This window comes from Rhodococcus sp. GQ147 (genome assembly GCF_059759155.1).
The window spans coordinates 1-21,890 of record NZ_JCAXDU010000005.1; the positions used below are offsets into that span (position 1 = coordinate 1).

General features: G+C 59.0%; 22 protein-coding genes and 3 pseudogenes. 9 read left to right on the forward strand and 16 right to left on the reverse strand.

Annotation, left to right across the window (positions count from 1 at the left end):
- Window positions 1-1,044: pseudogene (locus AC6CID_RS07445) on the reverse strand (IS3 family transposase); the annotation flags it as partial.
- 263 nt (window positions 1,045-1,307) lie between these two features.
- Here AC6CID_RS07445 and AC6CID_RS07450 point away from each other — a divergent pair.
- Window positions 1,308-2,340, forward strand: a pseudogene (locus tag AC6CID_RS07450) (IS110 family RNA-guided transposase).
- Between the two features lie 44 nt (window positions 2,341-2,384).
- Here AC6CID_RS07450 and AC6CID_RS07455 read toward each other — a convergent pair.
- The 15 genes and pseudogenes from AC6CID_RS07455 to AC6CID_RS07525 form a co-directional block, all read right to left on the reverse strand.
- Window positions 2,385-2,651 (reverse strand): annotated as a pseudogene (locus tag AC6CID_RS07455) (transposase); the annotation flags it as partial.
- Between the two features lie 163 nt (window positions 2,652-2,814).
- A complete protein-coding gene (locus AC6CID_RS07460) occupies window positions 2,815-3,336 on the reverse strand; it encodes a hypothetical protein (protein WP_498353746.1) in 522 nt (173 codons plus the stop codon).
- Between the two features lie 42 nt (window positions 3,337-3,378).
- Window positions 3,379-4,020, reverse strand: coding sequence for a hypothetical protein (locus AC6CID_RS07465; RefSeq protein ID WP_498353747.1), 642 nt, complete (start codon window positions 4,018-4,020; stop codon window positions 3,379-3,381).
- Window positions 4,021-4,737 (reverse strand): hypothetical protein, encoded by a 717-nt coding sequence (locus tag AC6CID_RS07470; RefSeq protein WP_498353748.1) that lies wholly within the window; start codon window positions 4,735-4,737, stop codon window positions 4,021-4,023.
- A 55-nt stretch (window positions 4,738-4,792) separates the two neighbouring features.
- Window positions 4,793-5,326 (reverse strand): hypothetical protein, encoded by a 534-nt coding sequence (locus AC6CID_RS07475; RefSeq protein ID WP_498353749.1) that lies wholly within the window; start codon window positions 5,324-5,326, stop codon window positions 4,793-4,795.
- Window positions 5,327-5,336: 10 nt separating this feature from the next.
- The gene (locus AC6CID_RS07480; protein WP_498353842.1) at window positions 5,337-5,888 is read right to left on the reverse strand and encodes a hypothetical protein; all 552 of its coding nucleotides are present in this window, start codon (window positions 5,886-5,888) and stop codon (window positions 5,337-5,339) included.
- Between the two features lie 95 nt (window positions 5,889-5,983).
- Entirely contained in the window at window positions 5,984-6,436 is a 453-nt protein-coding gene (locus AC6CID_RS07485; RefSeq protein ID WP_498353750.1) for a hypothetical protein, read from the reverse strand.
- Between the two features lie 113 nt (window positions 6,437-6,549).
- A complete protein-coding gene (locus AC6CID_RS07490) occupies window positions 6,550-6,963 on the reverse strand; it encodes a hypothetical protein (protein ID WP_498353751.1) in 414 nt (137 codons plus the stop codon).
- A 453-nt stretch (window positions 6,964-7,416) separates the two neighbouring features.
- Window positions 7,417-8,904, reverse strand: coding sequence for a phenylacetaldehyde dehydrogenase StyD (gene styD, locus AC6CID_RS07495; protein ID WP_498353752.1), 1,488 nt, complete (start codon window positions 8,902-8,904; stop codon window positions 7,417-7,419).
- A gap of 141 nt (window positions 8,905-9,045) precedes the next feature.
- Window positions 9,046-9,558, reverse strand: a complete 513-nt coding sequence (styB, locus tag AC6CID_RS07500) for a styrene monooxygenase NADH-dependent flavin reductase subunit StyB (RefSeq protein WP_498353753.1) — start codon at window positions 9,556-9,558, stop codon at window positions 9,046-9,048.
- Entirely contained in the window at window positions 9,555-10,838 is a 1,284-nt protein-coding gene (gene styA, locus AC6CID_RS07505; protein WP_498353754.1) for a styrene monooxygenase subunit StyA, read from the reverse strand. Before styA ends, styB begins: the two co-directional genes overlap by 4 nt.
- Window positions 10,839-11,710: 872 nt before the next feature.
- Window positions 11,711-12,127: a hydroxyphenylacetyl-CoA thioesterase PaaI gene (paaI, locus tag AC6CID_RS07510; RefSeq protein WP_498353755.1), complete on the reverse strand. Its 417-nt coding sequence runs from the start codon at window positions 12,125-12,127 to the stop codon at window positions 11,711-11,713.
- Between the two features lie 88 nt (window positions 12,128-12,215).
- Window positions 12,216-12,530: an EthD family reductase gene (locus AC6CID_RS07515; RefSeq protein WP_498353756.1), complete on the reverse strand. Its 315-nt coding sequence runs from the start codon at window positions 12,528-12,530 to the stop codon at window positions 12,216-12,218.
- Complete coding sequence (gene paaZ / locus AC6CID_RS07520; protein WP_498353757.1) at window positions 12,527-14,572, reverse strand: phenylacetic acid degradation bifunctional protein PaaZ; 2,046 nt, start codon at window positions 14,570-14,572, stop codon at window positions 12,527-12,529. Before paaZ ends, AC6CID_RS07515 begins: the two co-directional genes overlap by 4 nt.
- A gap of 101 nt (window positions 14,573-14,673) precedes the next feature.
- Window positions 14,674-15,285: a TetR/AcrR family transcriptional regulator gene (locus AC6CID_RS07525; RefSeq protein WP_498353758.1), complete on the reverse strand. Its 612-nt coding sequence runs from the start codon at window positions 15,283-15,285 to the stop codon at window positions 14,674-14,676.
- Window positions 15,286-15,396: 111 nt separating this feature from the next.
- On the opposite strand from AC6CID_RS07525, the gene AC6CID_RS07530 reads away from it, so the two are divergent.
- The 8 genes from AC6CID_RS07530 to paaD all read left to right on the forward strand — a co-directional run bounded on the left by AC6CID_RS07530 (window position 15,397) and on the right by paaD (window position 21,889).
- Window positions 15,397-16,617: a thiolase family protein gene (locus tag AC6CID_RS07530; RefSeq protein WP_498353759.1), complete on the forward strand. Its 1,221-nt coding sequence runs from the start codon at window positions 15,397-15,399 to the stop codon at window positions 16,615-16,617.
- Window positions 16,614-17,351: an enoyl-CoA hydratase/isomerase family protein gene (locus AC6CID_RS07535; RefSeq protein ID WP_498353760.1), complete on the forward strand. Its 738-nt coding sequence runs from the start codon at window positions 16,614-16,616 to the stop codon at window positions 17,349-17,351. The genes AC6CID_RS07530 and AC6CID_RS07535 overlap by 4 nt, the downstream gene beginning before the upstream one ends.
- Entirely contained in the window at window positions 17,348-18,229 is an 882-nt protein-coding gene (locus AC6CID_RS07540) for a 3-hydroxyacyl-CoA dehydrogenase family protein (RefSeq protein ID WP_498353761.1), read from the forward strand. Before AC6CID_RS07535 ends, AC6CID_RS07540 begins: the two co-directional genes overlap by 4 nt.
- Entirely contained in the window at window positions 18,226-19,023 is a 798-nt protein-coding gene (locus tag AC6CID_RS07545) for an enoyl-CoA hydratase-related protein (RefSeq protein ID WP_498353762.1), read from the forward strand. The genes AC6CID_RS07540 and AC6CID_RS07545 overlap by 4 nt, the downstream gene beginning before the upstream one ends.
- A gap of 108 nt (window positions 19,024-19,131) precedes the next feature.
- Window positions 19,132-20,076, forward strand: coding sequence for a 1,2-phenylacetyl-CoA epoxidase subunit PaaA (gene paaA / locus AC6CID_RS07550; RefSeq protein WP_498353763.1), 945 nt, complete (start codon window positions 19,132-19,134; stop codon window positions 20,074-20,076).
- 4 nt (window positions 20,077-20,080) lie between these two features.
- The gene (paaB, locus tag AC6CID_RS07555; RefSeq protein ID WP_498353764.1) at window positions 20,081-20,449 is read left to right on the forward strand and encodes a 1,2-phenylacetyl-CoA epoxidase subunit PaaB; all 369 of its coding nucleotides are present in this window, start codon (window positions 20,081-20,083) and stop codon (window positions 20,447-20,449) included.
- A 10-nt stretch (window positions 20,450-20,459) separates the two neighbouring features.
- The gene (gene paaC, locus AC6CID_RS07560) at window positions 20,460-21,377 is read left to right on the forward strand and encodes a 1,2-phenylacetyl-CoA epoxidase subunit PaaC (protein WP_498353765.1); all 918 of its coding nucleotides are present in this window, start codon (window positions 20,460-20,462) and stop codon (window positions 21,375-21,377) included.
- Window positions 21,374-21,889 carry a 1,2-phenylacetyl-CoA epoxidase subunit PaaD gene (gene paaD, locus AC6CID_RS07565; protein ID WP_498353766.1) on the forward strand — a complete coding sequence of 172 codons (516 nt, stop codon included), beginning with the start codon at window positions 21,374-21,376 and terminating at the stop codon, window positions 21,887-21,889. The genes paaC and paaD overlap by 4 nt, the downstream gene beginning before the upstream one ends.
- Window position 21,890 lies beyond the last annotated feature (1 nt).

Below are 21,890 nucleotides of genomic sequence, written 5' to 3' on the forward strand. Positions count from 1 at the left end.
TGTGCCGACTTTACCCATCGACTGGGTGACGCCGAGGTCGGCGCAGAGGGAAGCGAAATCCTTCGAGGTGTATTGCGCGCCGTGATCGGAGTGAAAGATAGACCCGGACAATCCATTACGATCTCCATGAGCAGCAAGGAGAGCGTCGGCGACGAGGTCGGTGCGCATATGGTCGGCGATCGCCCAGCCGGGCGAGTTTGCGGGAGTAGCAGTCGATCACCGTCGCCAGATACAGGTTGGCACCGCCCTCGATCGGTAAATATGTAATGTCGCCGACGTAGATACAGTTCGGTGCAGGGGCGGTGAAGTCCCGCTCGAGCAGGTCGGGCACCTTCTGGTCCGCAGGTTCGGGGACGGTGGTCGTGACCCGTCGTCGACGGCGGTAGCCGACAATGCTGTTCTGACGCATCACCCGGGCCACCCGCTTGTGGTTGACCCTCTCGTTCACGGTGACGCCATCGTTGAGTTCTGCGGTGATCCTGGGTGCTCCGTAGGTGTTGTCCTCGGTATGGATCGCCCGGATTCGTTCGGCCAGCTGCGCGTCGGCCGCGGCGCGAGCGGTCCTGTCCGGCTCGGCGGATTTCCAGGCGTAGTAGGACGAACGCTCGAGCTCGACGAGCTCGCACAACCGCTTCACCTGATAGGTGTCGGAATGGTCGGCGACGAACTGGAAGCGGGTCACCAGTTCGTCTCCCCGGCGAAATACTTGGCCGCCTTACGAAGGATTTGGCGTTCGGTGGTGAGCTTGGTTGCTTCCGCTCGTAGGGCGGCGTTCTCGGCTTCGAGACGGGCGAGTTTCTGCTCGACGGTCTCCGATTCGCTACCCGTGCCGGAGCTCAGGCTATGAGGCCGTGCCGGAGTATGCACCCGGGTGCCGTCGACGTGGGTTTTGGTGCCGGTCCCGTACTGGTCGATCCAGCCTGTCAAGGTACCGCGCACGACCCCGAGGTCAGCGGCGATACCTCGGATCGTCGCGCCCGGCGTGGACTCGTACAACTCGACCGCCTGGCGCCGGAACTCCTCCGAGTAGTTCTTTCGTGACATGACTGAAGATCATCTCGCTTCCCCAGCAGATGCTGGATTCAGCGTGTCCAAGAACCGGGGTCAAGGCCCTGTCTTGCCTATGAACTGTCCGGCTGCGGTGGGTGACCGGCGCCTTCCCGGCCCACCTCAGTAGCTTGATCAGAAGCATGCCCGACCTCGCGGTCGTGGCTCATCACAGGTATGCCCCGAAGTGATCCTCTCCGGGCCGGCGCCGGTCGTCAGCGACCGAGTCATCACCCATCTCAGGAAAGGACCGGGTCCCTGTGAGCACCATTGTCGCGCACACTCATCTGTTCGTCATCGGCGTGGACACTCACGCTCGAACCCACACCTACGCCGTCCTCACCGCAGCCGGCGAGCACCTCGGGACGAAAGACGTTCCCCAACACCGCGGCGGGCCGTTCCCGGGCGATCTCCTGGGCCGGGCGCCGTGCCTGCGGCGCCGCCGACGCCCTTTGGGTGATCGAAGGAGCCAACACCGGCTACCGCGTCGTGGAAGCTGCCCGGATGAGCGGTGGCCGGTACGGGATCGGCAAGTCCGACCCCATCGACGCGCACCGCATCGCCGACGCGGTGCTGTCCTTACCCGCCGACCAATTGCGCAACCCGCGTCAGGACGAGGGTGTGCGCGCTGCGACGCAGATTCTGCTGACCGTGCGCGACGAGCTCGCTGGGGAGCGGACGCGAGCAGTCAACGCGCTTACCGCCCTGTTGCGCATCACCGACCTCGGCATCGACGTTCGTCGCCCCCTCGGTGCTCGCCGGATCGCGGAGGTCTCACGTTGGCGAACGCGCGAGGAGCACATCGCCACCGCGATCGCGCGGACCGAGGCGATCCGGATGGCCAGACGCATCCTCAATCTCGACGCCGAGCTCGACCAGAACGTAGCGCGCCTCCACGAGCTTGTCTAGGACAGCCCGGCCGCCGACCTGCTGCACAAGACGGGCATTGGGCCTGTCACAGCGGCGAGGACTCTCGTCGTGTGGTCCCATCCGAGCCGGATCACCAGCGAATCGGCCTTCGCTGCGGTCGCGGGAGTGAACCCCATTCCGGCGTTCTCGGGCAACACCACCCGGCACCGTTTGAACCGCGGCGGAGACAGGCAAATCAATCGAGCTCTGAACGTCATTGCGATGGTGAGAATGGTCCACGACCCCAATACCCGCGCCTACGTCAACCGACGCCGTGCCGAGGGCAAGACCGACCGTGAGATCCGTCGTATCCTCAAGCGTTACCTCGCCCGGAGCATCTACCGACACCTCAACGCGGCCTCGAACACACAATTGCGGGGTTGACGAGATATAGAAGCTTCATAAAAGCGTCCTTTTGGGTGAGGCTTATCCTCGCCCAGGAACATCGACGCCTGCCGGATGATCGACAGCTCCATTTCGAGCTCCCGGATTCGCTTGCGCGCCGCGCTCAGCTCTGCAGATTCGGCCGTGGTGTTGCCGGGGATCTCCCCGCGATCGATACGGTCCTGCTTGAGCCATGTGTGCAGACATCCCGCACTGATGCCCAGTTCGTAAGCGGTCTGTTTGACCTGTTTACCGGATCGAACCAACGCGACAGCACGGGCGCGGAACTCGGGAGGATAGGGACGAGGCATGGTCGGAGCCTTCCAGGAAGGCCTTCGACTCATCACCAGATTTGGTGACCTAACCGTAGGGCAGGTCAAAACTGTCACCAAATCGTGCAGTAGTCCCAACCTCCTGGCTTGGAACATCTAAGCGCGTAAGAGAATAGTTGATGTTAGTCGGCTGTCTCTACCTCTACTCCACGGTAGGTAGAAGCAGCGCGATGCGCAGTTTTGAATCGATAGTCTGCCCCAGTTGCAACGAGGTATCAAGGAGAGGAGCCAGAGCCTGAACCTTCGCGTTGGCATCGGACAGGGTGGAAACGATCTCTCCTGCTGGTACGGCGGCGGCATTCGCCTGATCGGTTGCTGCCGCACCGGCTGCGATGATTCCGACGAGTGGCGCATCGGCCGCCATCAGGGCATTGCCGAGAGCGCCTAATTGCGTGCCGAGTTCTCCGAGAGTCTGATCCGCGCGACTAAGCGAATCAAGGACGCCCATGACGTGCGGCAGACCTTCGTTTACCGCAGCATTCGCAAAGGGCAATTCGGCAGCACCCTCAAGGGCCTGATCCGTAGTTCTGTCAACCAACTCAGCCTGACGCACACCATCTTTGAAAATGTCATTGGTCACGGCAAGATCGCGCGTGACAATCAGAATCCCACTCAACAACGCAATCGTGAAACCGGCAGCGATTGCCCAAGAGATCCGAAGCATTATGTGCACTTTGCCTTTCGCAGTGAGTGGAAGCCATCGGTGTCACCGAGTCTCAGTGACACCGATGGCGGGGAGATCGAGGGAGTTGACCGCAGGACCGAGAACGGCCAGAAGTGGACCAAATACCTGGACGTGCCGCGCTTCCTCCCGCACGTTTGCCAACGTCGCCGAGATCGCTGCAGCGCGGGGACCGAGTGAAGTCAGACTCGATCCAACTGTCGCTAGTCCATCATTGATGGCTTCGAGTTGCGCTGTGACAGAACCCACAGCGGTTGAGAGACCGGAAACTGTCGGCCTTGCTTGATTTGCACGGCCCGTAATGTTGGCGATCAGATCCGGAAGAGGCGCAGCGATCGAACTGACGTTAGCGGTTGATGAGTTGAGCGTTCTTGCCTGTGTCGTTAACCCAGATGCGTTGTCGGTGAGAACAGCTAGGTCGTCGGCTAGAGGCCCCAGGGCCTGGATGTCACCGGAAAGATCGGCATGTTTAGGCACCAGAATTTCCGTCAATAAGTCGAACTGATGAGCAGAGTCGATAACTTCTAGACTGAGTTGCGAAGGCCTTCCTAGAGGATCAATCAGATCCTCGGCCCCCGGAAGGAACCGATTGACTGCGCACAGAACGATTGCCGGCAGGGCTCCGAGTGCAAGCACAGTCGCGAACCATACCTTTTTGGTGATCATTCAGTTACCTCCCGGTGCGGGAATAAGCGAATCTTGCGGAGGAATGAGTGCCAGTTTGTTGGTGGTGCGCATCAGTTCGGCATTTAGTTCGTTTACGAGATCTGTAACTGTTGTGAGCTCGTTGTCCACTTCGGTGACAGTCTGGTTGGCTGCAGCAGAAATCTGATGCAGCGAGGACGCGGACTGTTGCAGAGACCCGGCGATGATCTCAAGCTGATCAGCGACGGCTACGTCGCCTTGGCCGGCAGCGAGCAAGGCCTGCGCGTCTGGAATAAGGCTTGCAAGTAATTCGACATCGGTGGCTGTTACCGTATTGAGCTGAGCCAGTACGCCTGATAGTTCATCGAGCTGAGCTCGGGCGGTGGCTGGTGCCGAGAGGTCTGCCCGTTGCGCAAAGTAATCGTTGGTCAAGCGAAAGTTGTCCACAATGGTTCGTGCGCTTTCCTGCACAAGTCGGCCCTTGTGGACGGTCATGAGTACCATCGCGAACAGCACGATGGCCAAGACAGCGGCCGTACGGCCCATCCAATTGGTGACTGCGGAATAGCTGGTAATGTGATCTACCGGTTCGGGGGGGTCCGGTATCTGAACATCGAACCGTTGCGGGATGACGCCCTTGCGATACGGCAATGCAGACGCTGGGATGTCGAACCGTCGAAGTTCGTTTAGGTCACGCTGCGAGTTGATTTCTTGCAGCGCATTCGTGCCCAATTCCATGTCGGTCCAGTCGTGATGGTGTTTCGGAAGGATGGTGAATGAGTCGTGGCTTATATCAACCGGGGAGCGGCAGCATCTGATTAATAGTCCGCGCCGCCTCCACAGAGTTCTTGAGATCGCCGGAAATTCCTTGCACAATAGCCAGCAGCTGTCGTCCCTGGCCTCCGAAGGCACTCGCCGACTCGACCAGCGGTCTGACGGTGCCTTGTACTTCGGTAAGGATTTCTTGAACGGTTGTCAATTGCTCATACGTCAACTGGGCGCCATCAGTATTGGATGCCAACATTTGCGCCGCTGGAGAAATGGCGCTGCCCAAACGCTCCAGGAGAGGTCCTAACGCAGAAGTTGCGTCCAAGGCGTCCTGGGCTGTATGAGTCAACTCGGTCAACTGTTGGAGTTGGTTGGTCAACCGGTCGTTGACGTTGACGATTGCGCTTGAGGCCTCGATGCTGGCTTCATTGGCGCGCTGTTGGTTGTCTAACCGCGCATTAAGATTGAATATGACGAACATGAGTAGGACGAGTACACCTACTGCGGTGATAGATAGCACCATTCGGGATGGGCCGCCGCGGCGACCGAAGAAAATCACGGTACGTCTCCTATTTTCCGGACAGATCGTTCGCGGATTCTTCCGCGGCTACGCGTGCATTGTGGATCTTCGCGGCGGTTGATCGAGCGTCGGCGAGAATCGCTTCCAAGGTGGCCCGGTCAGCGACAACAGCTGCGGTAGCGGCGTCCGCTGCAGGTTGCAGTGCGCTGATATGGGAAGTGAGTGTGTCGAGTGAATCTACGAGGCTGGTTACGTTAACGCCGGCATGGTCCAAAGTGGATTGGACATCGTCACTGATCTGGCCGATGAGCAGGTTCAACTCCGCCTCAACCACTGCATCCGTGTTCAGTACGCTGGCCAAGGATGCTTTCATTTTCTCAAGAGCGTCGAATGCAGCGAGCGTGTCTTCTTCGTGCCGAACTATCTGGTGGAGCGCCGGATTATAGTTGTCTGCAGAGACTACAGCGTGGTCGAGGCGATAAGGTGTAGCTGCCAGATCATATATTCTGGGATACAGGTAAAATACACCCACAGGTATCAGCGCAAGTATCAGTAGTCCCCGCGCAATTTTTATCCCAGTCGTTGGCTGTGGACTTCGCAGTACTTCTTTGCAGTTCCCCTCCGAGAGATCGCCTCTCGCTCTGGATCTTTTTCCAATCGCGTGACTCACAACGCGGTATCGCCCAAATCCAGTGTTCATCCGTCGACTACCGAGACCAATGCGATAACCCGTAACGCGGTCACAGTGTGGGTCATCAGTCCGTTAACGACGAGATCGCGTTTAAGGATGCTTTTGAGTACAAAAATTCCTCGACGCGTAAAAAATCCTACCGGCAATAGGCCGCCGGCTTTCATACGAAGTTGAGAAACGTCGAGAATCTGGTCGACAGTAGCTTGCACTGTCACAACGGGTTTGCCAACGATGTCGTTGTACACAATCGCTTCGGTGTCTCCGAAAATGATTGTGCAGGCGGTTTCTGTGTCACTGCTGTAGATTGCCACGGGCCGAGAGATGCGGCGCGCGAGTTTTATCCGGGAGGGGAATGACTCAAGGTTTTGCCCAAGTAACATGCCCACGATGCTGGCGACACCATTGGCGTCTTGTCCGTCATATAGGGATACAACGTAGCCTTGTTCGACTGACGTCATTAATCCGTACCTTCCATCCGATTTGTTGAAACCGTGCGGGGACCCGTTCTCGGAGCGATTCGAGTCCCCGCACGGTTTATTGGAGCTGTCGATCATGCAGGCGATCTGGCTGATCAAACCTGCCAATCGGTAGGAATCTGACCCCAGGTACGCAGAAACGCGTTGAGCGCTCCAGCGTTCTCGATGGCCGCCGACATCGGACCCTTGGCAAATTTGATCTTGCCCTTCATGAGAAGCTTTCCTGCCTCCTCTTCCCCTGCCGCTGCGGTCTGCCAGGTCTCAAGATCACCGTTGATGACCAGCCACAGTTCCGAATCATCAAAGGTTCTCGGCGACCAGGACACGACCTTGCCCTCCTTGAACTCAAGGTGGGTGGCGACAGTTTCGTGGCCGATCACTCCGAACTCCATTTTGTTGGTGAAGGAGGAAGCATCCTTGAATCCAGCAAGGACTTCGGGATTCGCGTTGACCGCGTCGATCGCCGCGTCGCACCACTCCTGCGAAAAGAACTTAAAATTGTTGCTCATGTGATTCATCTCCTTTGGTCGCCGACTCCCCGCTGAGTCGGTGGGATCAGGGTCGTTGATTCGAACCCTGAACGTGGACCGAGCGATTGCTCGGAAGATGCGTAGTTGCACTATTGGCCATGTCCTGCACGCGTCCGCGCCGACGCGAAACTGCCGAGTCTTCATGCTGAGGGGGATTTCACTCGGATCGCAGAGCGCTGTTTTACGACGGCGCTGGATTGCCGGCGCCGTCGGATATACGGTGACAAGAACGCTTGGGACTCCGGGTCGGATCCAGCACCGTATTAGATTCGACGTACAGCTGAGCTGGATGCATGCAAAGTCGTTGTCGACCACAGGGAGAGCTGTAGCCGACAACGACTCGCAATCGCGACACCCTGCGGCCGAGGGGACGTCGAAGGGTGTCACCGAACGGATCGGGAGCCGAGTTAACCCGAACCGTCCAAATCGAAATCAGAGGATGATCGTTACGACCTTCTCCTCGGTGTTAGAGAGAATGCCCGCATAACCGAGTTCACGCCCGATCCCAGAGGTCTTCATACCACCCCAGGGAAGGGCCGGATCGATAGCTGCCCACCCGTTTACCCACACAGCTCCGGCACGTACGCGGCGAGATAGAGTGTGCGCCTGCGCAACGTCTTGCGTCCAGATGCTGGCGGCGAGCCCGTACCTAGTGCCGTTGGCCAGCTTTACGGCTTCTTCTGCGTCATCGAACGCAATGACGGTCCCGACAGGACCGAAGATCTCGTCCTGTGCGATTGTCATATCGTTGTGCGCGTCAGCAAAGACAGTCGGTCGTACGAAGTATCCTGAGCGGTCAAGGGCGGTACCACCGGCTGCGACACGTGCTCCATCCCGCTTCCCCCGCTCGATATAGCTCATTACCGTGTCTTGCTGTTCTGCGCTGATCAGGGCGCCCATTGTCGTGGAGGGGTCGAAGGGATCGCCGAGTATCTGTGCGTCGGCGGCGGTACTGAGCGCGTCTACCACATCTTGGTAGAGTGACCGATGGACCAGCACTCGTGTCCCCGCTGCACAAACCTCGCCTTGGTTGAAGAAGAGTCCCATGGCTGTCCCTCGCACGGCCGCTTCGACATCGGCATCGGCAAGGATGATCTGGGGAGACTTGCCCCCAAGTTCGAGAGTCGTTCGCTTGAAACTGTCAGCGGCCTTCCGTTGAATTAATCGGCCTACCGAGGGGGAACCGGTAAAGCTGATCTTGTCTACGCCGGGGTGTTCGACCAATGCGTTTCCGGCGACGATTCCGATTCCCGGGATGATGCTGACGACACCAGCGGGAAGACCGGCTTCTTGAAGTATCTTTCCCAGGTGGAGAATCGACAGCGGTGCTTGCTCCGGCGGTTTGAGAACGACGGCATTGCCGCAGGCGAGGGCCGGAGCGAGCTTCCAGGCCGCGATCATCAAAGGAGTGTTCCAGGGAACAATCGCTCCGATGACACCGATCGGTTCGCGGACGGTAAACGAATGGGTGGGACGCCCGAAGTAGCCCGCTGTGGGGATGGTACTTCCCGAAACTTTATCGGCCCATCCGGCGAAGTACCGAAAGGTGGCAACAGCGTTAGGAACATCGAGGCTCGCAGGTTGTCCGACTGGTTTTCCTACATCGAGCGCCTCAAGTCGGGCTAACACCTCAGCGTCGCGTTCTATCAGGTCGGCAATTTTGTTCAGGATTTGCCCACGTGTGCTTCCCGATGTGGCACCCCATACACTTTCGAGCTGAGCCCGAGCGCCACGTACTGCTGTGTCCACGTCTGTAGCGGTGCCGGCGGCCACATGAGTCAAGACCTGCTCTGTAGCCGGGTTGACAACGGTGATGGTGCCGCCATCGGAGGCGGGCGACCACTTACCGTTGAGGAAGAGCTCCGTAGGTGTTCCGGACGGAAGTCCCACGTCCACGTCGGCAAAGGTATCTGTAGTCATCATGTCCTTGCAGAGATTGTTACGGCATTGTGGGATAAGCCGTAGTGACAGCGTGGAGACGGCTATAGCCGCTGATCTCGACGCATCGTCTGGAGGTTCACACCAGCAGCATGCGTCCATCTACCTCGATCGGACCACACATCAGTGGTCGAGTGAAGGCTGGTGGTATGTGCTTGCGAAGAACATCAGCGGTGAGCCGTCTTCGGAGTCGCATCGCATGACCCGAGCGAGAAACAGTGTGTGGTCTCCCACGGTGACGGTTTCGAAAACCTTGCATTCGAAGCGTGCAAGACTGCCGAACAAGGTCGGCACCTGGTCACCTGATACGAACTGTGGTTGCCAATCCACATCGCGGCTACCGCAGAAGTAACGAGAGTGCTCCTGCTGACTCTCGGACAGCACACTGACCCCATACCATCCGCTTCGACTGATCAAGTCGTGCGCATAGCCTGGCTTGAGTGAGATCATTACCGTCGGCGGATCGAGGCTAATCGAGGTAAAGCTGTTGATGGTAGCACCATGTACTCCACCGTCGCCGTCCTGCATCGTAACTACAGCGATTCCCGTGGCAAACAGAGCAACGGACTCACGGAATTGAGTGCGGTCGGCAATCCCTTCTTCCATCGCACCCTCGGCCTCGATGACGCGGGTCATGCCGACACTCCTGTCTCTGCGAAAGGGTGGTCGGAGCTCGGCTCCGCTCCGGTTTCATTAGCTTCGATCCAGGCACGCATGTTCGCCGGATCGGAGAAGATGTCCCACTGCTTCTCGGGATAGTTGAAGTTGTTGGTGAACCTATCCGCGAGCTGACGATCGGTGAGCACTCGGCCGAGAAACTCAACGAGCTCGTTCGGCAATTCACGCAGGTTCTTCAGCATGTAGTTCGTCCACCGCGTTGCTCCCAGGACGCGATTGGCGCGCCGCGCATCGACACGTTCGCAGAACAGTTCGTCGAAGACGTCCCGTTCGATGATCTCCTCACCAAGGACGTGAGCGGCGTAGGAAGCCATGTTGCCGCCTTGACCCAGGACTGGATCCACGGTTGCATGGGCATCGCCGAGAAGAACTGCGTACTTGCCGTTTTCGAGCTTTATATGTCCTTGCCGTACGGTGGGAGTCACGCCCCCCTGCAGAATGTCGAGGTGGCTGTTGGCGACATCGAACTCGTCCTCGTCAATCCGTTCCGCCGTGATCGGATAGTACTTGCGCAGCTTCTCGATCATCAGCTCGCGAAAAGCCTGAGGGTCGTCCTCGTATCGAGTGTGTGCCAAGATCTCCAAATCACCACCGATGTGGTTCTCCATCACTAGAGCACTCGCGTTTCCGCTGAAGGTGACTGTTGGGATCTCGATCATTTCGCCAGCGCCGGGGGCGATGCAGAACGTCACCGCTCGGGTCTCTGCCGGCGCGATACCTTTGAACAGTCCCACGCACAACTGACGCTGAGGTTCCTTGAATGGCGAGCTCTGCTCGTCGCGAGCGAATAGTGCCCCCAGCCCGCCCTTTCCAGTACAGATCACGGTGAGGTCGTATGCGTCGGACAGATCGGTCAGCTCCTCAGCCCCGACAGCGCGGTACTCGATCTTTCCGCCCCTGGACTCGAAATCGCGCATCAGCTCAGGCTGCAGAATTCGGTAATCGACAGCGCGGCTCGGCTTAGCGAGGTCTCCGTAGGATCGAATCGGCATATTCGGGATCCCCACATAATAGTAGTGGCCGAAGTAGCCGTCGTTAGGCCAATGGTTGACACCGAGCGCGTCCTCGCGGTCGATCGTCACCGAATGGTGTGCCACCGTATTGAGCAACCGAATGTTCCGGTATTCTTCAGGCCGGCGGTCGGTGAAAATGGTGGCTTCTACGCCCTTCTCAATCAAGTAGAGGCCCAGATGCAGGCCCGCCGTACCGGCTCCGACAATTGCGATGCGCTTGCTCATGGATAACTCCTCATACTGACGCTCCGAGGCGTCGAGTGTGTGACTCGGGAATTTCGGACCCGACTACCGTTTCGCGACTTCAACGCTTGGGTTGGACCAGAGATTCCATTTTTGTGATCCGCATCACGAGTATGCACCGACTTGATGATCGGGTCATGTACATGGACGCACTGATACTTGGAGATATCCGCACACCGCCTCAACTTGCCAGCGCACATGCAGGAAGTAGAAAACGCAGGCGCTCCCTCACCTGTTGATTCCCGGACGGAAAGGCGCACATCCGAAAATAACAAGGTTCCGCCTCCTGCACTGTCGACATAATCCGAACCGGTTCGCCGTCCGGATCGACTGCAAACGAATCGCTAGTCTGCCCATGACATTTTCCCAACGCAACACGCCCGCATACGAAAGGCCGGGAAGAACTAAAACCTTCTGCGGCAATATCGTTTTCGGCGATTTTGGTATTGCATGTTACGCCGTGCACACCACGCGGCAGTAAGATCATGCGTCGAATTCATCAGAAATTTCAACGGCAACCTATGAATAGCCTGCCCTTGCTTCACTACCGCCCAGCGATTTCAACGCTTACGTAAGTACATTGAGACGTCAGGAAACGTGCTAATGCTCAAGAAGCCTCGAACGCGACACCTTGGTTGCAATTTACTTTTTGTTGCTTTTTGTTGAAAGTCGGCACCAGTCTAGACTGCCACAGCAATGACTTCAGTACCCGTACCGCCGAATCGGAATGGTTCCGCGCCGGGCATATGAAGCCTTGCCGGTACGGCCGGCCCTATACTTTTCGAGTGCACGATACGACGAAGTACGACCGACATCCACAGCCGAAAGAGATAAATCTGAGAACGCTCGATTGTTTAGGCGGTCTTTATTGCGCGACTATCTCCACGAAATTCGGCAATGACGATGCCAAAGGAGTCCTTCACAGTGACGTCATATATTCCGTTACGGCCGAACCTAGATCGCTCAATGGCCGTCGCGGTGAGTACCGTGCCGAGACGTGTAGAACGCAGATATCGAATGTCCGCCCGCGCTGCAACAGCCGGCTGATCGTAACTGTTGCACGCTAGTGCAAAGGTGGTATCTGCGAGCAGGAATACGTATCCCCCATGGGTGATTCCGTGCCCATTGACCATTTGCTCCGTCACAGTCATCGATGCGGTGGCTCGTCCCTCGGCCAGTTCGATTACCTCGATGCCGAGGGTTTGCGACGCGTTGTCGGCGGTAAACATGTCGTGGGCGACACGGAAGCGATGTGGGTCCAGTATTGCCATCAGACCTCCTCGGTACATGGCGTGGAACGGATCCAGGAGCCGCCGGAGATTTGGGTAATGACGAAATCCCGGCAGCCCCTGGAAGCAGTCATCGAATGATCGAGTCGAGTTGCTGGGTATACATCGCTACCCCACCGGTCGCGAAGTTGCGCACATCCCTCCCAGCTGATTTCATCTCGTCCGATGTCAACGCCTTCTGCAGATCCTCGGCGTTGTTGAATTTCAGGTGAGCAACTGCGTAGTAAACCGGTTCACTGCCATCAAGGGCGGCGCACTTTCCCCATGTGAAGCCAGAGAGCCCCGGGATCGTAGCAGCTAAGGGGATGTGAGTGCCTCGGTAGTACTCGTCGAATGCGTCCTGGTCGGCAGGCTCTCCGTAGCAGATGGTGATCTGGTGAGTCACTGGTCTTCTCCTATCTGCTTGGCCACGAGCGTAAGGACGTCGTATGTGGCGACTGTGTCGCTACTCTGGTTGACCACTTGCGCGTCCCAGCGCACCTCGCCGTAGTCGGCGCTGTGACGTGGGGTGATCTGTTTGGCTGTCAGGGTTACGGTCAGATCGTCCTCGGCCTTGACAGGGGTGAGGAAGCGAAGGTTGTCGACTCCGAAGTTTGCCAGTACCGGGCCCGGACGAGGATCGACGAACAAGCCTGCCGCCAGGGACACCACGAGATAGCCGTGGGCCACGATGCCGCCAAAGAGAGGATTTGCGGCAGCAGCCTCGGGATCAGTATGAGCGTAGAATGTGTCTCCGGTGAACTCGGCGAAATGGTCGATGTCCGCCCGGGTGACTTTTCGGGGACCTCCGACGATGGTGTCGCCGAGGGCGAGTTCGGCAAGGTTCTTTCGGAACGGATGCACGGTGCCTTCGGTGCGTGCCGCACCTGCAACCCAGCGGCGGCCTACAGTTGTAAGCACATCTGGTGTGCCCTGTACCGCCGTCCGCTGCATGTGATGAAGCACCCCGCGGATCCCACCGAGTTCCTCACCGCCACCAGCGCGGCCGGGACCGCCATGGACAAGGACGGGAAGTGGCGAACCGTGTCCGGTGGATTCCCGAGCATCGTCCCGATTAAGGACCAGCACCCGACCATGATGGGACGCGACGCCAAGCACGATTTCGCGCGCGATGTCGGTGTCTGTAGTGACCAATGAAGCGACGAGGCTGCCGTTTCCTCGGGCGACCAACTCGATTACTTCGGCATTGTTCCGGTAGCCGAGGATGGTGCTCACCGGCCCGAAAGCCTCGACCTCGTGCGGCTCCGTAGCGTCGCGGTCATCGCATCGCAACAGAATTGGTGACAAGAACGCTCCGGCAGCGGGGTCTGCTCCAACCGAATCAACCGAGGCCGGGTCACCGTACACAATTCGTGCGCTTTTCTGGAGCGCACGAATGGATTTGAGCACCTCATCGCGCTGCTCAATGCTTGCGAGCGCGCCCATGGTGACACCTTCGGCATCCGCCGCGCCCAGAACAACTTTCTCCAGGCGAGCACTGGCAGCTGCGACGATGTCGTCGATCAGATGTTCCGGTACGAACGCGCGGCGGATAGCGGTGCACTTCTGGCCGGCTTTGACGGTCATCTCCGTGACCAGTTGCTTGACGTAGAGGTCGAACTCCTCACTCTCCCGGCTGACATCGATTCCGAGTATCGAAGCGTTGAGCGAGTCGGCTTCGGCATTGAAACGAACACCGGCCGAGACCACGTTCGGGTGTGCCCTTAGGGTTGCGGCGGTATCAGCAGAACCGGTGAAGGCGACCGAGTCTTGACCTCCGAGATGATCAAGTACGCCTCTGGCACTACCACACAGCAACTGAACCGAGCCCTCCGGCAGCAGACCTGTTTCGATGATGCGCCGGAAGACTAGCTCTGTTAGATAAGCTGACTGGCTGGCTGGTTTGACGATCGAGGGAACACCTGCGATGAAAGCGGGGGCAAGCTTCTCAAGAAAGCCCCACACCGGAAAATTGAAGGCATTGATCTGCACGGCGACGCCTCGGCGTGAGGTGTAGATGTGCTGCCCAAAGAAGGTGCCCTTCTTTCCGAGTTGCTCAGCTGGTCCGTCGAGATAGACGGTGTCGTTGGGCAGCTCCCGACGAGCCTTGCTGGCATAGCTGAGCAGAGTGCCGAATCCACCGTCGATGTCGATGGCCGAGTCACGCTGTGTAGCACCGGTTTCGGCAGAGAGGGAATAGAACTCCTCCTTGCCCGACATCAGAGTCAGCGCGAGCGCTTTGAGTGCTGCGGCCCGCTCGTGGAACGTCAGCGCCGCCAAAGCGGATGCGCCTACAGTGCGTGCGTAATCGATCATGCCGGGAACGTCTACACCGGTCGACGAAATGCGGGCGACTTCGTGCCCGTCCACAGCGCTGAGCAGCGGGACGCCCTCGTCAGGCGCGGTGTGCCAGCGCCCCTGTACATAGCTCTGAAGCAAGGTGCTCACGAGATCTCCATATCACCGTACGTTCGGTCAGTAATTACGATCCGTGAGGAGCAGTACATCTGTCAAGGACGAGTGTCGAGCCAGCGTGGTTGAATGGGCCCTCAGGGGCGCCTAAGACCCGTGAAGAGTATGGCTACCACGGTGTCGGCGAGCTCGTCGACACCGCCGTCGGCACGTGGGCGATACCACTCGACGATGGAGTTGACCATACCGAATGTAAGCCTGCTGACCAGTGCGGGATCGACGCCGGAGGGTAGGTCCCCCTCGTCCTCTGCCGCCTGGACCAGTTCACTGACGAACGCATCGAACTCCCGGCGACGTGCCAGCGCCCGCCGCTCCACCGGAGTGTTCCCCCGGACTCTCAACAGCAAGGTTACGTAGGGCAACTCTGCGACGAGGACTTCAACACTGCGCCGGACCAGGTACTCAAGTCGATTGATATAGGGACCGGTTGTAGCACCGTCCTCGGTTGTGGCAGCGAATAGGGCATTAAGTGCGCGAGAGAGAGCAAGCTCGAGCAGTTCCGACTTCCCGGCGACGTGGTGGTAGATAGCTGATTTGGAGATACCAAGACGTCTGGCCAGGACCTCCATGCTGGTCCCGTCGTAGCCCTTGTCGTTGAAGACTTTGACAGCTACGGCCAGCAACGAGTCAAGGTCATATCCGGGCCTGCCGGGGCGTCCCGTTCGATGGACTACGCGCGCCGATGTCATGAATTCATCTTCGCATGCGTCCCTGCTCCATCTAATCTCCACACGATGAAGCTTGTTACCGACCGAACATTCAGTTCATAATCGATCGAGACGCGAACAAGGAGTAGCAGAATGAGTGAGGTCTTTCTCATTGACGGCGCCCGGACCCCGCAGGGCCGTTACGGTGGCGCTCTGGCCGCAGTGCGTCCGGACGATCTAGCCGGACTGGTCGTAGCGGAGGCAGTGCAACGCGCCAAAATTCCCGGTGACGCAGTCGACGAAGTGATCTTGGGCGCAGCGAATCAAGCCGGTGAGGACAACCGTGATGTCGCGCGGATGGCGGTTCTTCTTGCCGGACTGCCTGATACGGTCCCGGGTTTCACCGTCAATCGACTCTGCGCGAGCGGATTGACGGCGGTAGCACAGGCCGCTGCGATGATCCGCAGCGGCGAGGCGGACCTGATAGTGGCAGGCGGCGTCGAGTCGATGACCCGGGCACCGTGGGTGATGGCCAAGCCCGGCGTTCCGTGGGCGCGACCGGGCGAGGTCGCTGACACCTCATTGGGTTGGCGTTTCAGCAATCCACGCTTCCTCGCTTCCGACCACGATATTCCCTCAGGGTCGGGTCCGGAGACACGCAAGATCACCTTGTCTATGGGTGAGACCGCCGAAGAAGTCGCAGTACTTGAAGGCATCACCCGTGAGGAAAGCGATGAGTTTGCACTACGTAGTCAGCACCGCGCCATCGCGGCCGTGGACGCGGGGCACTTCCAGCACGAGATCGTCCCAGTCTCGGTCAACGGCAAGTTGGTGAAAGAGGACGAAACCCCCCGTCGAGGTGCAACGCTCGAAAAGCTTGCAGCGTTGAAACCTGTTTTTCGCAAAGATGGCATCGTTACTGCCGGCTCGTCGTCCTCATTGTCGGACGGTGCAGCAGCGCTCGTCGTCGCTGGAGAGAAGGCGGTCGCAAAGTACGGTTTGACGGTGCGGGGACGCATTGTCACCTCCGCCAGTGCCGGTATTGCGCCCCACCTCATGGGACTTGGACCTGTCCCGGCCACTCATAAGGCGTTGACCCGGGCCAATTGGTCGATCGACAGTCTCGGCGCCGTCGAACTCAACGAAGCGTTCGCCGCGCAGTCGCTTGGCGTGATCCGTCAACTCAAACTCGACGAGCAGATCGTCAATGCTGATGGAGGAGCCATCGCGCTCGGTCATCCCCTCGGCTGCTCGGGGGCCCGGATCCTGCTTACGCTGCTGGGTCGGATGGAGCGAGAAAAGGCCCGCCGGGGCCTGGCCACTCTGTGCGTCGGGGTCGGCCAAGGTGTCGCGATGCTGATTGAGGCACCATGACCGACTTCACAACTCTTGAGGTTGAAGAGCGTGAGGACCGCGTCATCGTCACACTTGATCGACCCGCACAGCGCAACGCCATCACAGCAGAAATGATTGCAGAACTCCACGCGGTGTGCGCCCATATCGAAGCACACCCAAAACCGATGCTCCTCACCGGCCGTGGGGAACATTTTGCCGGCGGCGCCGATATCGGACAGTTGCGAGACCGCACTCGTGATGACGCTTTGGCCGGCATCAACCGCAACCTATTCGACCGGATTGGACGGCTATCCCTACCCACAGTTGCATCGGTCAGCGGATTTGCCCTCGGAGGTGGGGCTGAGCTGGCCTATGCCTGCGACATCCGAATTGCTACCTCTACCGCCAAGTTCGGTAATCCCGAACCCTCACTCGGCATCATTGCCGCAGCAGGCGCAAGCTACCGCTTACCCCAGCTCGTCGGCGTGTCAGTTGCAAAGCAGGTTCTGTTGGGTGGGCACCTCCTCGACGCCGAGACTGCCCTTCGTACTGGTTTGGTTCTTGAGGTGACCGAACCTGGCGCCCATGTCGAAGCAGCACACCGACTACTCGACCGCGTCGCGCGTTCCGCCCCTCTTGCACTGCTCCTGACTAAGACTCTCGTCGATGCTCCGGGCACGCATCCTTTTGCTGACGACATCGCCCAGGCCGTGTTGTTCGAGACCGCTGACAAACACGCTCGGATGAGCGCATTCCTAGAGAGGAAGAAATGACCGATATTCGAACTCCGGCGCGCGTTGCAGTAATCGGTGGCGGCCGCATGGGCGCCGGTATTGCTCAGGTGTTCGCCACCCTTGGTAGTGAAGTGGTGATCGTCGAATCCGGTGATCGAAGCGCTGCTCTGGATCGGGTCGCCACCGGGCTGCAACGCGCGGATGAGCGTGGCAAACTCCTGCAAGCAACTCCCCGGAACATACTTGCCCGCGTCAGCACAGTTCCCGATCTATCAGAGATCGCACAAGGGACAGACCTGGTCATCGAAGCCGTTCCCGAGGATGCCATCCTCAAACGTCGTGTCCTGATCGCGGCTGAAGAGGTAGTTAGCTCTGAGGCGGTATTGGCTAGCAATACCAGTTCCTTGTCGATCACCGATCTCGGAAAGCACTTGGCGTACCCGGCTCGGTTCATCGGCATGCACTTCTTCAATCCTGTTCCGGCTTCTGATCTCATCGAGATTGTCGTCTCCTCAGCAACATCCAGGGAGGTTGTCGACCAAGCCGTGGGGTGGGTAAGACTGTTGGGGAAGGTCGAGATCGTGGTCAACGACTCTCCCGGCTTCGCTACCAGCCGACTGGGCGTCTTCCTGGGCCTCGAAGCGATCCGGATGCTTGAGGAAGGTGTCGCTGACGCTGCCGCGATCGACCGTGCCATGGAACTCGGATACCGGCATCCGATGGGCCCCCTGCGCTCGACTGATCTAGTTGGGCTCGATGTCCGTCTTGCCATCGCGGAACATCTCGCCACTACGCTTGGGCCCCGATTTGAACCTCCTTCATTGCTACGCGAGAAGGTCGCGCGAGGTGAACTCGGACGTAAGAGCGGGCAGGGGTTCTTCGATTGGACGTCAACAACCAAGGGAGCATTGTCATGAGCACTACAGAGACCAGCCCAGTGCAAGTGCACGTCAGCGAGGGGCTCGCCACCATCACTCTTTCGCGGGCAGCAGCGTCAAACGCGCTTGATGTACCCACAAAGACAGCTTTGCTTTCGGCAGTACGTGGAGTGGCAGTGTCCTCGTACGTGCGGGCGGTGCTTCTGACCGCAGAAGGAAAGAACTTCTGTGTCGGGCAAGACTTAGGTGAACATGTCGAGGCGCTGCGCGCGGACGCGGGTTCCGCGATGCACACGGTTGAGGAGCACTACAACCCCCTGCTGGAGGGCTTAGCAGGCTTGGAAGTCCCTGTCGTGGTTGCAATCCGTGGTGCATGTGTTGGCGCCGGGCTGGGATTGGCACTGGCCGGCGACATTCGGGTAGCTGGGGAGAGCGCAAAGTTCGCGACCGCTTTCACCGGTATCGGTCTCGCATGTGACTCCGGCTTGAGCCATACTCTCATCCACTCCATCGGTGTTAGTCGTGCAGCAGGATTAATGCTGCTCGGGGACCGCTTTTCCGCCGCCGACGCCGCATCGTGGGGCTTGGTGCATCGCGTAGTTGCCGACGACGAGGTCGATGCCGTCGCGCGTGATCTTGCTGTTCAGCTCGCAACCGGTCCCACTGAAGCTTATCGCCAGGTGAAACGTCTTTTGAAGTCCGAAGCTCCCGGTCTATCCGAGGCACTTGAGCGTGAGCGAGTAGCGCAGCAAGCACTGGGCTCCAGCGCCGATCACAGCGCTGCGGTCGAGGCCTTCTTGGCGAAGTCCCGGCCCGTATTCACGGGTCACTAGTACTCGTCGCTGCAGGCCAGAACCTCGGAAAACCTTTGGGCCTTGTGTGACAACGGCCAGGCACGCATACTAATACTGACCGAATATTCGGTAATGAAACGAGGCCATATGACTATTCCCGCAATCCCAGAAGACCTACAGACCTTGTTCGATACCACCATCGCCCGCGACCAGCGGATCGAACCTCGCGACTGGATGCCTGAGGACTATCGCAAGACCCTCATCCGTCAGATCGCCCAGCATGCGCACTCGGAGATCATCGGGATGCAGCCTGAGGGAAACTGGATCACACGCGCCCCCTCGCTGCGTCGAAAATCGATCTTGATGGCCAAAGTTCAGGACGAGGCTGGACACGGCCTCTATCTGTATTCCGCTGCCGAGACCCTCGGCGCCGACCGGGCCGATATGACCGACAAGCTAATCACCGGTAAGCAGAAGTACTCGTCGATCTTCAACTATCCGACGTTGACGTTTGCCGATGTGGGGGTCGTCGGATGGTTGGTCGACGGAGCGGCGATCTGCAATCAGGTACCGCTGTGCCGTACTAGCTTTGGCCCGTACGGGAGGGCGATGATTCGCGTCTGCAAGGAGGAATCGTTCCACCAGCGCCAGGGTTACGAATTGCTGATGACGATGATGAACGGCACTGAGGCCCAGCGAGCAATGGTCCAGGACGCGGTAGACCGCTGGTGGTGGCCCGCGCTAATGATGTTCGGCCCCCCCGACGATCAATCGCCGAACACCGAACAGTCCATGACATGGAAAATCAAGCGGCACACCAACGATGAGTTGCGTCAACGCTTCGTTGACATGAGCGTCCCGCAGGCAGAGGCCCTCGGAGTCACATTTCCCGACCCGAACCTGGCGTGGAACGCCGAGCGAAACCACTACGACTTCGGCGAACCCGCTTGGAGCGAGTTCATGGAGGTCATCAAAGGAAACGGCGCTTGCAATGTCGAACGCGTCACCAACCGCCGCGCCGCGCACGAGAACGGCGCCTGGGTACGTGAAGCCGCCACTGCTTACGCTGCCCGCCAACGAGAAAGTTCGTAAGACAATGCCCGATACCCCATTCACTGCAGAAGGTGGCCACGGTGCCGTTCCCACCACCGACGTGCCGATCCGGCCTACACCTTCAAAGGTCAGGGCAGACTGGCCCCTGTACGAGGTGTTCGTCCGAGGCAAGCGCGGCCTGAACCATGTCCATGTCGGTTCGTTGCACGCGCCGGATGACGCGATGGCCTTGCATCACGCCCGCGACGTCTACACTCGCCGAAACGAGGGCGTGAGCATCTGGATCGTGCCGTCGGCTGCGATCGTCGCCTCCAGCCCGTCGGAAAAGGATCCCTTCTTCGCCCCCAGCGGAGACAAGGTGTATCGACATCCCACGTTCTACAACATTCCCGACAACGTCCCCCACATGTGAGGCAGACCCCATGATCGATCACGATAACGCTTACGGGGATTTGGTAGACGAGAATAACCATGGCCAGTGGGCCTTTGGGACCAGCTTTGATGATCCTCTCGCCGGTGTCGATACTACCGTTCCTGACGATGTCGACCTTGATGTCCTCGCCCGGTACTGTCTGGCACTGGGCGATGACGCATTGGTCTCTTCTCATCGACTTGCCGAGTGGTGCACTCGTGCACCGGAACTCGAAGAGGAAATGGCCCTAGCCAACATTGGCCTCGACCTGCTGGGTCAGGCACGTCTACTACTCGCTCGCGCGGCTGCCGCCGACCCCACGATCGTTCCATTTATCTCCGAGTCGTCCCCCGTTCCTTCTGAGGACGCGTTGGCGTTCTTCCGCAGTGACGCCGATTTCCGGTGCGTTCGACTCTGTGAACTTGACAACGGCGACTTCGCTCGGACGATCGTGCGTACCCTCGTGCTGTCGACGTGGCGCCTAGCCGTGTTTGCCGCACTGCGCGACAGTCGCGATCCGGTCCTGGCCGCCGTCGCTGCCAAGGGCGTTAAGGAACTGACGTATCACCGGGATTACTCTGCGCGTTGGGCCGTGGTCCTTGGTTGCGGCACCGATGAGTCTCGGCGCCGTATCCGTGAAGCAGTCGACTTCGTTTGGCCGTACACCGCGGAGCTGTTCGTACCTACACAGGATGATCTGACACTAGCCGCTGCCGGCGTAGGCATCGATCCCCGGACTGTGCGCGAAGAATTTGATTCCGTAATCGAGACTATCTTTCATACCGCGGAAATTGATGTGCCACAAAGCCATTCAATAGGTTCGGTAGGAGGACGGTCCGGACGTCACGGACTGCATACTGAATCTCTCGGCCTATTGCTCGCCGAAATGCAGTCGGTCGCACGCGCCCATCCCGAGGGGTTGTGGTGAGCGTAGTGACTGCAGTCCCCGAAGATGTCCGTGCACTTGTCGACTCGGTTCTTGATCCTGAGATGCCGATGTTGACCCTTGCCGACCTCGGAGTCGTACGACAGGTCCAGATGAACCAGGACGGCGCTATCGTGGTTACGATTACCCCGACCTATTCGGGTTGCCCCGCTTTAGCTACCATGCGTGCCGACATTATCCGGGTGCTAGCGGGTCATGGCTTCGACAACGTTCAAGTTGATACCCTCCTAACCCCTCCCTGGAGCAGCGACTGGATCAGTGAATCCGGTCGACGCAAGCTCCGTAGAGCGGGTTACTCTGCACCGGGCCGAGCACCTGCACGCACAGCCGGCCCGGTTCCGCTGACGCTGACTGCCTGGCGTCGACCAGTGTCTTGCCCCCAATGCGGCTCCGACGATACGAACGTGGTCTCAGAGTTCGGTGCGACCTTGTGCAAGGCGCACTACCGCTGCGGAGCGTGCCTGGAACCCTTCGACCATGTGAAGGAAATCTGAC

What these genes read in the sequence shown, in the direction of transcription:
- AC6CID_RS07465 (WP_498353747.1), bottom strand. Translation starts at nt 4,020, where the DNA reads ATGATCACCAAAAAGGTATGGTTCGCGACTGTGCTTGCACTCGGAGCC.
- paaA (WP_498353763.1), top strand. Translation starts at nt 19,132, where the DNA reads ATGACTATTCCCGCAATCCCAGAAGACCTACAGACCTTGTTCGATACC.
- paaI (WP_498353755.1), bottom strand. Translation starts at nt 12,127, where the DNA reads ATGGCAATACTGGACCCACATCGCTTCCGTGTCGCCCACGACATGTTT.
- AC6CID_RS07535 (WP_498353760.1), top strand. Translation starts at nt 16,614, where the DNA reads ATGACCGACTTCACAACTCTTGAGGTTGAAGAGCGTGAGGACCGCGTC.
- AC6CID_RS07545 (WP_498353762.1), top strand. Translation starts at nt 18,226, where the DNA reads ATGAGCACTACAGAGACCAGCCCAGTGCAAGTGCACGTCAGCGAGGGG.
- AC6CID_RS07525 (WP_498353758.1), bottom strand. Translation starts at nt 15,285, where the DNA reads ATGACATCGGCGCGCGTAGTCCATCGAACGGGACGCCCCGGCAGGCCC.
- styB (WP_498353753.1), bottom strand. Translation starts at nt 9,558, where the DNA reads ATGACCCGCGTCATCGAGGCCGAGGGTGCGATGGAAGAAGGGATTGCC.
- styA (WP_498353754.1), bottom strand. Translation starts at nt 10,838, where the DNA reads ATGAGCAAGCGCATCGCAATTGTCGGAGCCGGTACGGCGGGCCTGCAT.
- AC6CID_RS07490 (WP_498353751.1), bottom strand. Translation starts at nt 6,963, where the DNA reads ATGAGCAACAATTTTAAGTTCTTTTCGCAGGAGTGGTGCGACGCGGCG.
- paaB (WP_498353764.1), top strand. Translation starts at nt 20,081, where the DNA reads ATGCCCGATACCCCATTCACTGCAGAAGGTGGCCACGGTGCCGTTCCC.
- AC6CID_RS07470 (WP_498353748.1), bottom strand. Translation starts at nt 4,737, where the DNA reads ATGGAATTGGGCACGAATGCGCTGCAAGAAATCAACTCGCAGCGTGAC.
- styD (WP_498353752.1), bottom strand. Translation starts at nt 8,904, where the DNA reads ATGACTACAGATACCTTTGCCGACGTGGACGTGGGACTTCCGTCCGGA.
- paaC (WP_498353765.1), top strand. Translation starts at nt 20,460, where the DNA reads ATGATCGATCACGATAACGCTTACGGGGATTTGGTAGACGAGAATAAC.
- AC6CID_RS07460 (WP_498353746.1), bottom strand. Translation starts at nt 3,336, where the DNA reads ATGCTTCGGATCTCTTGGGCAATCGCTGCCGGTTTCACGATTGCGTTG.
- AC6CID_RS07540 (WP_498353761.1), top strand. Translation starts at nt 17,348, where the DNA reads ATGACCGATATTCGAACTCCGGCGCGCGTTGCAGTAATCGGTGGCGGC.
- AC6CID_RS07530 (WP_498353759.1), top strand. Translation starts at nt 15,397, where the DNA reads ATGAGTGAGGTCTTTCTCATTGACGGCGCCCGGACCCCGCAGGGCCGT.
- AC6CID_RS07485 (WP_498353750.1), bottom strand. Translation starts at nt 6,436, where the DNA reads ATGACGTCAGTCGAACAAGGCTACGTTGTATCCCTATATGACGGACAA.